This window comes from Ensifer sp. VA4, assembly GCF_055710065.1.
The window spans coordinates 626,081-632,243 of record NZ_JBVQPO010000001.1 but is presented as its reverse complement, the minus strand read 5'-3'; the positions used below and the strand labels follow the sequence as shown (position 1 = coordinate 632,243).

General features: G+C 63.2%; 7 protein-coding genes. 6 read left to right on the top strand and 1 reads right to left on the bottom strand.

The genetic code is table 11. The features are described from left to right. From AC0C6X_RS02960 to phoB, 4 genes are all read left to right on the top strand, one after another. Window positions 1-399, top strand: a 399-nt coding sequence (locus tag AC0C6X_RS02960) for a PstA family ABC transporter permease (protein WP_472951821.1), incomplete at its 5' end; no start/stop codon positions are given. A 13-nt stretch (window positions 400-412) separates the two neighbouring features. Beyond that, complete coding sequence (gene pstB / locus AC0C6X_RS02955; RefSeq protein ID WP_104662739.1) at window positions 413-1,228, top strand: phosphate ABC transporter ATP-binding protein PstB; 816 nt, start codon at window positions 413-415, stop codon at window positions 1,226-1,228. A 50-nt stretch (window positions 1,229-1,278) separates the two neighbouring features. Then, window positions 1,279-1,992 carry a phosphate signaling complex protein PhoU gene (gene phoU, locus AC0C6X_RS02950; protein WP_173518072.1) on the top strand — a complete coding sequence of 238 codons (714 nt, stop codon included), beginning with the start codon at window positions 1,279-1,281 and terminating at the stop codon, window positions 1,990-1,992. Between the two features lie 200 nt (window positions 1,993-2,192). After that, the gene (phoB, locus tag AC0C6X_RS02945; RefSeq protein ID WP_057248102.1) at window positions 2,193-2,876 is read left to right on the top strand and encodes a phosphate regulon transcriptional regulator PhoB; all 684 of its coding nucleotides are present in this window, start codon (window positions 2,193-2,195) and stop codon (window positions 2,874-2,876) included. A 65-nt stretch (window positions 2,877-2,941) separates the two neighbouring features. Here phoB and AC0C6X_RS02940 read toward each other — a convergent pair whose 3' ends face one another. Beyond that, window positions 2,942-3,463 (bottom strand): GcrA family cell cycle regulator, encoded by a 522-nt coding sequence (locus AC0C6X_RS02940; RefSeq protein WP_173515496.1) that lies wholly within the window; start codon window positions 3,461-3,463, stop codon window positions 2,942-2,944. Window positions 3,464-3,884: 421 nt separating this feature from the next. On the opposite strand from AC0C6X_RS02940, the gene AC0C6X_RS02935 reads away from it, so the two are divergent. Continuing rightward, window positions 3,885-5,084 carry an aspartate aminotransferase family protein gene (locus AC0C6X_RS02935; protein ID WP_173515497.1) on the top strand — a complete coding sequence of 400 codons (1,200 nt, stop codon included), beginning with the start codon at window positions 3,885-3,887 and terminating at the stop codon, window positions 5,082-5,084. Window positions 5,085-5,188: 104 nt separating this feature from the next. Next, window positions 5,189-6,106 carry an ornithine carbamoyltransferase gene (gene argF, locus AC0C6X_RS02930; RefSeq protein WP_247958162.1) on the top strand — a complete coding sequence of 306 codons (918 nt, stop codon included), beginning with the start codon at window positions 5,189-5,191 and terminating at the stop codon, window positions 6,104-6,106. Window positions 6,107-6,163: the final 57 nt, after the last annotated feature.

The window sequence follows — 6,163 nt, the reverse complement described above, 5'->3', positions numbered from 1 at the left end:
ATCATCATCGCCACCCGCGCGGCCCTGAAGGCGGTTCCGCCGTCCATCCGCTCGGCGGCACTCGGTCTCGGCGCCTCAAAGATGCAGACCATCTTCCATCACGTTCTGCCGCTGGCGATGCCGGGCATTTTGACCGGTACGATCATCGGCCTTGCCCACGCGCTTGGCGAAACCGCGCCGCTCCTGTTGATCGGCATGGTCGCCTTCGTCGTCGACTATCCCGGTTCGCCGATGGAGCCGTCGACGGCGCTGCCGGTGCAGATCTACATGTGGGCCAACGAGGCGGAACGCGCCTTCGTCGAGCGCACCTCCGGCGCGATCATCATTCTTCTCATCTTCCTCGTCGTCATGAACCTGGGCGCCATTCTGTTGCGACGTCGCTTTGAGCGCCGTTGGTAGTGAGGTAATTACTATGAACATCATGTCAGAAGCAGCAGTCGAGAAGGCCTTGGATCAGAAAATGAACACTGTGCCCTACAAGATGATCGGTAAGGATGTGTCGGTCTACTACGGCGAGAAGCGGGCGCTTTTCGACGTCAACCTCAACATCCGCGAGAACACGGTAACGGCTCTGATCGGCCCGTCCGGTTGCGGCAAGTCGACCTTCCTGCGCACGCTGAACCGCATGAACGACACCATCGAGAACTGCCGCGTCACCGGCAAGATCACCCTCGATGAGGACGACATCTACGATCCGACCATCGATGTGGTCGAGCTGCGCGCCCGCGTCGGCATGGTCTTCCAGAAGCCGAACCCGTTCCCGAAGTCGATCTACGACAACGTCGCCTACGGTCCGCGCATCCATGGGCTTGCCCGCACCAAGGCGGATTTCGACGAGATCGTCGAAACCAGCCTGCAGAAGGCCGGCCTATTCAACGAAGTGAAGGATCGCCTGCACGAACCGGGCACCGGTCTTTCCGGTGGCCAGCAGCAGCGGCTTTGCATCGCACGCGCCGTTGCCGTCAGCCCGGAAGTCATCCTGATGGACGAGCCCTGTTCGGCACTTGATCCGATCGCGACGGCCAAGGTCGAGGAGCTCATCCACGAACTGCGCACGAACTTCACGATCGTCATCGTGACCCACTCGATGCAGCAGGCCGCCCGCGTTTCGCAGCGCACCGCCATGTTCCACCTCGGCAATCTCGTCGAGGAGAACGACACCGACAAGATGTTCACCAACCCGGATGACCAGCGCACCCAGGATTACATCATGGGCCGCTTCGGCTGAGGCCAATGACGGCTGCAACAGTAACTGGAAAGCGCCCGCAAGGATCGACGATCATGTCCATGCATATCATGTCCGCCTATGACGAAGAACTGAAATACCTGACGCGCCGCATCTCGGAAATGGGCGGTCTCGCCGAGCAGATGGTCGCTGAATCCGTTCGCGCCCTGGTCAATTCCGACCTGGCTCTGGCGCAGAAGGTGATCTCGGACGACACCATTCTCGACGATGCCGAGCGCCAGATCGGCGAAAAGGCGATCGTCACGATCGCCAAGCGCCAGCCGGTCGCCGCCGACCTTCGCGAGATCATGGGCTCGATCCGCATCGCCGCCGACCTCGAGCGTGTCGGCGATCTCGGCAAGAATACCGCCAAGCGCGTGATCGCGGTCGCCGGTTCCGGCATTCCGCGCAAGCTCGCCCGCGGTCTCGAGCACCTCGCCGAGCTCGCCCTGGTGCAGCTCAAGGAAGTGCTCGACGTTTATGCCTCGCGTTCGCCGGAAAAGGCCAACAGCATTCGCGAGCGGGACGAGGAGATCGATGCGATCTATACCTCGCTGTTCCGCGAGCTGCTGACCTACATGATGGAAGATCCGCGCAACATCACGCCCTGCACGCATCTTCTGTTCTGCGCCAAGAACATCGAGCGCATCGGCGACCACGCGACCAACATCGCCGAGACGATCTATTACATGGCGACGGGTGCCCAGCCGGAAGGCGAGCGCCCGAAGGATGACAATACGTCGACGTTGGGCTCGGTCAACGACTGAGCGTTAGACGCGCCGTTCGCAATGCATGCCCCGTGAATATCATCTGGTCGCGGCTCCGGTCGCGGCCCCGAATGCCTGTATCTGAAGCATGCGGCTTTCGCACCGCCTTTGAAAATGGCGGAACTGCTCCAGTTTAGAGTGTCTGAGCACCGGTCCGGCCATTGAGCCGCACGGCGCTCGCGGTAAGGAGACGTTACCTGATGTTGCCAAAAATCGCCGTGGTCGAAGACGAAGAGGCGCTGAGCGTCCTGTTGCGTTACAATCTGGAAGCGGAAGGCTTCGACGTCGATACGATCCTCAGGGGGGACGAGGCGGAGATCCGGCTCCAGGAACGCCTGCCCGACCTTCTGATCCTCGACTGGATGCTGCCCGGCGTCTCCGGCATCGAGCTTTGCCGTCGGCTGCGCCAGCGGCCGGAGACGGAGCGGCTGCCGATCATCATGCTGACGGCGCGGGGCGAGGAAAGCGAGCGCGTCCGTGGTCTCGCGACCGGTGCCGACGACTATGTGGTCAAGCCCTTCTCGACGCCGGAGCTGATGGCTCGCGTCAAGGCGATGCTTCGCCGGGCGAAACCCGAAGTGCTCTCGACGCTGCTGCGCTGCGGCGACATCGAGCTCGACCGGGAAACCCATCGCGTCCATCGCCGCAGCCGCGAAGTTCGCCTGGGGCCGACGGAGTTCCGCCTGCTCGAGTTCCTGATGTCCTCTCCGGGCCGGGTCTTCTCACGCTCGCAATTGCTGGACGGCGTCTGGGGCCATGACATCTACGTCGACGAGCGGACCGTCGACGTGCATGTCGGCCGCCTGCGCAAGGCGTTGAATTTCTCGACCATGCCGGACGTCATCCGCACGGTCCGCGGCGCCGGCTACTCGCTCGAAAGCTGAGCGGGGCGAACAACAGGCAATAAAAAAGGGGCCGCTCAGCCCCTTTTTTGTTCCTGTGCGCAGCCTCAGCGCATCCGCCGACGCTCGGCCGACGGCTGGTAGGCAAGCCGTGCATGGAAGTTGCAATAGGGCGAGGACTCCGGCGAGTCATTGCCGCAGAAGTGGAATTCTTCCTTCAGCGGATCGCCGATCGGCCACTTGCAGGTGCGTTCGGTGAGCTGGGTCAGCTCGAGGCGGCGCGACATCGGCACGACCACATCGGTGCTGATGCTGAAGTCCTGCTCGGCCACGAGATCCACCTCGATCTCTTCCTTGAGGACGGTGGCGCCGGACGGACGGGCAACGGTGCGGGTCGAAACACGCGAGGCGTAGTTCGGGGCGCGCGGGGCCGAGGTCGGCCGCTTCGGGCGGGCCGCCGCAGTGGTGCTGCCGCCAGCCTTGGCGCGTCCGGGAAGGCTCAGGCGATGAACCTTGCCGATGACGGCGTTACGGCTGACGCCGCCGAGCTGCGCCGCGATCTGGCTTGCGCTCAGGCCCTCGGACCAAAGCTTCTTCAGTTTCTCCACCCGCTCGTCAGTCCAGTTCATCTCTGCACTCTCCGTTCTCAGCGTTGGGGATGGCAGAATCCCTCACCGCACCCCGGCTGAACCCCGAGGTTGCAAACGCGATAACTCTTTTGGTGACTAGGTCCGCCGCATGCGTCTAGTAATTGAATGTTAACGTACTGACCGCCGGACTCCGTGGCAAGAGTCCGGGGAATCGCGCCGAATCGAATTCGTAGTTTTCCCCAACTTGCTCGATCAGCGTTGCATTTTTGCAAGCCCTTCCGGACGATTTTTTCGTCGCAGGGAAACGGGTCTCGCCATCGCGCTGCAAGGCTTGGTTTTGTTGACATTGCGGTGCGAAATGGGAATAGTGCCTGCGCCGCCGAAAGGCGGCATTTTTGATTTTTATCGGGCCGCATGAAGCTGCGGGATCGATGCCGATTGGAGTGAAGGAGAGCCTCGCATGACTGCAACCACGCCGCTTTACGATACCTACATGCGCGCGCCGTTGCGTTTCGAGCGAGGAGAGGGCGTCTGGTTGATCGCCGAAGACGGCTCGCGCTACCTCGATTTCGCCGCCGGCGTTGCCGTGAACTCGCTCGGCCACGCGCATCCGCATCTCGTCGAGGCGCTGAAGGCGCAGGCCGAGAAGGTCTGGCACCTTTCCAACCTTTACGAGGTTCCGGGGCAGGAAAGCCTTGGGCGCCGCCTGGCCGCCGTCACTTTCGCCGATCGGGTTTTCTTCACCAATTCCGGTGCGGAAGCGCTGGAATGCGCGATCAAGACGGCGCGGCGCTACCACTTCGCCAACGGCCAGCCGGAGAAGTTTCACATCATCACCTTCGAGGGTGCCTTCCACGGCCGCACGATCGCGACGATCGCCGCCGGTGGCCAGCAGAAGTACATTGAAGGCTTCGGACCAAAGGCCCCTGGCTTCTACCAGGTTCCGTTCGGCGACATCGCGGCCGTCAAGAATGCGATCACAGAAGAGACCGCCGCGATCCTGATCGAGCCGATCCAGGGCGAGGGCGGCATTCGTCCGGCGACGAAGGAATTCCTGCAGGAACTGCGCGCGCTCTGCGACGAGTTCGGCCTGCTCCTGATCCTCGATGAGGTGCAGACCGGCGTCGGCCGCACCGGCAAGCTCTTTGCCCATGAATGGGCGGGTATCCGCCCGGATATCATGGCCGTTGCCAAGGGCATCGGCGGCGGCTTCCCGCTCGGCGCCTGCCTGGCGACGGAAGAGGCGGCCGCCGGCATGGTGGCGGGCACGCATGGCTCCACCTATGGCGGCAACCCGCTGGCGATGGCCGTCGGCAATGCCGTGCTCGACGTCATCCTCGCTGACGGCTTCCTCACCCATGTGCGCGATGTCGCGCTCGTCTTCCGCCAGGGACTTGCCTCGCTGAAAGACCGCTACCCGGACGTCATCGAGGACATCCGCGGCGACGGCCTGATGCTGGGCATCAAGGTGAAGGGTCCTTCAGCCGATCTCTTGAAGGAAATCCGCGCCGAGAAGCTCCTGGCCGTGCCGGCCGGCGACAATGTGCTGCGTCTGCTGCCGCCGCTGACGGTGACGGCGGAGGAAGCACGCGAAGGCCTCGCACGCATCGAGCGCGCTGCCGAAGCAGTGCGGAAGGCCGGCGGCAACGCCGCTGCTTGACGGATAGGACCGACGCCGACACAGGGTGTTAGAATGATCTTCGTGCGTTCACGCGGAATGCGTGGCGCACCAGGGATCGATTTTTCAGACAGGAACCGAGTACGATGCCAGGCACCAGACATTTTCTCGATCTTTCGGCCGTGACGGCCGCCGATCTCCGGACGATCATTGACGACGCCCGCGTCCGAAAGGCGGCGACCAAGGCCGGAACCGCGGAGAAGCCGCTCGCCGGCAAGATGCTGGCGATGATCTTCGAAAAGCCGTCCACCCGCACACGCGTGTCCTTCGATGTCGGCATGCGTCAGCTCGGCGGCGAAACTCTGTTCCTGTCGGGCACGGAGATGCAGCTCGGCCGCGCCGAAACCATCGGCGATACGGCCAAGGTCCTGTCGCGCTATGTCGACGCGATCATGATCCGCACCACTGACCACCGGCGGCTGCTGGAATTGGCGGAGCATGCGACGGTGCCCGTCATCAACGGCCTGACCGACGATACCCATCCCTGCCAGATCATGGCCGACATCATGACCTTTGAAGAGCACCGCGGACCGGTGAAGGGCAAGACGATCGCCTGGACCGGCGACGGCAACAACGTCCTGCATTCGCTGATCGAAGGCTCCGCCCGTTTCGGCTATCGCATGAACATGGCTGTGCCGCTGGGCTCCGAGCCGCAGGACAAGATCCTGAACTGGGCCCGCAACAACGGCGGCGAGGTCCTGCTGTGTCACGATGCCGAGCAGGCGGTCGCCAACGCCAATTGCGTCGTCACCGACACCTGGGTGTCGATGAACCAGGAGCATCGTGCCCGCGGCCACAACGTCTTCCAGCCTTTTCAGGTCAATGAAGCGCTGATGAAGCACGCGGCCTCCGATGCGCTGTTCATGCATTGCCTGCCGGCCCATCGCGGCGAGGAGGTGACCGACGAGGTGATCGACGGCCCGCAGTCGGTCGTCTTCGATGAGGCCGAAAACCGCCTGCATGCGCAGAAGTCGATCATCGCCTGGTGCATGGGGCTCGTCTAAGCCCCTTGCCGGCAGGTGCGCGCTGGCGCAGCGCTTCGGTGGCTGCTGCGGGAGCGC